This is a genomic window from Lyngbya aestuarii BL J (assembly GCF_000478195.2).
In the GTDB taxonomy this organism is placed as follows: domain Bacteria; phylum Cyanobacteriota; class Cyanobacteriia; order Cyanobacteriales; family Microcoleaceae; genus Capilliphycus; species Capilliphycus aestuarii.
The window spans coordinates 1-1,115 of sequence record NZ_AUZM01000237.1; the positions used below are offsets into that span (position 1 = coordinate 1).

Genomic DNA, 1,115 nt, shown 5'->3' on the forward strand with positions numbered 1-1,115 from the left:
AAAGACAGATCCGATCAAACGACACAAGTAAACCACTCCCAAAGGATGATCTTGAGGACTGATCACAACGATGCGATCGCATTTTTCCTGGCAGAATATTGACCAAACCTCACTTAAGGTGGTGGTTTGATGACAAACGGGTACTGCCCGGATAAAGGTTTGGAGGTGAGTGGGGCAAGAGTACATAGAAAATCTGTATTGGAGCCGAAGGCAATAGCGTCTCTGGGGGAAATCGCGATCAAATTATTGGGGGATAGTCGTAGGCGAGGGAGTTGAATCAACTAAGACCAACTCACGAATAACAACTTCTATTCAGTTCTGTGATTCCACTTGGTAACTTTTGGGTTTCTCAATACGCGACCGAGTTGAGACAATTTTACCGTTTTGTTCCTGTTCTCCAGTCAAAAACGGCTATCTAAAGTTGTTCTGTAAACGGTTGACTATGGCTCACACCTCTCTAACTCCTGGGAGATTTCTCAGCAGTGCTTTGAGAGAGCTATCTCTATCATGTTCGCTCAACTTCAAGAAAATCGTCACCTTAATAATAAAAAAATAAGAATTAAAAATTAAAAAAGTATATTTCCACAACATCTTTGGGTAAACAGACAAAAAAGGTCACTCCAAAAGTTAGCACTCATGTCGCCGTAGACTCCTGGCCAGCGAGAAATTGAACTTTCTCCTTAAGAGGGATGTTTCACGAGAAGGCGATGGGCTATATACATAAACGTCGAAGATGGCAAAATCACGGGGAAATCCGGTCGATTACCAGTCTGGATGTTGACTTCACTTTTTGAGGATGGAAGCTTGAGTAAACGACCCATCGCCAACGCATAGCTTATGGCGTGGGCTTTATCCCTAACCCACTCCCATCAGGAAACAACGATAGTTGCCCCTCTAGTTGACAGGAATAAGTCGAGATTTCGGGCAGGTTTACAACTACCCCTAGTTGAGCAATATTCAATGCTCCATTTACATCAGCATCATGTTCAAAACCACAAAACCCACATTTAAAAACTTTCCCTTTCCGGTAAGATTTTCCCGGTTTGGGGTGGATATGGTGGCATCTCGAACAGGTTTGGCTGGTACATCTCGGGTCAACCAAAATCACATCAATT

At 43.2% G+C, this 1,115-nt stretch carries 2 protein-coding genes; both read right to left on the reverse strand.

The annotated features are described in order from the left end of the window. The coding region (locus M595_RS30875; RefSeq protein WP_023069886.1) for a CBS domain-containing protein at positions 1-186 on the reverse strand (186 nt) is incomplete at its 3' end. 649 nt (positions 187-835) lie between these two features. Then, positions 836-1,108 carry a zinc ribbon domain-containing protein gene (locus M595_RS29845; protein ID WP_238987154.1) on the reverse strand — a complete coding sequence of 91 codons (273 nt, stop codon included), beginning with the start codon at positions 1,106-1,108 and terminating at the stop codon, positions 836-838. Positions 1,109-1,115 lie beyond the last annotated feature (7 nt).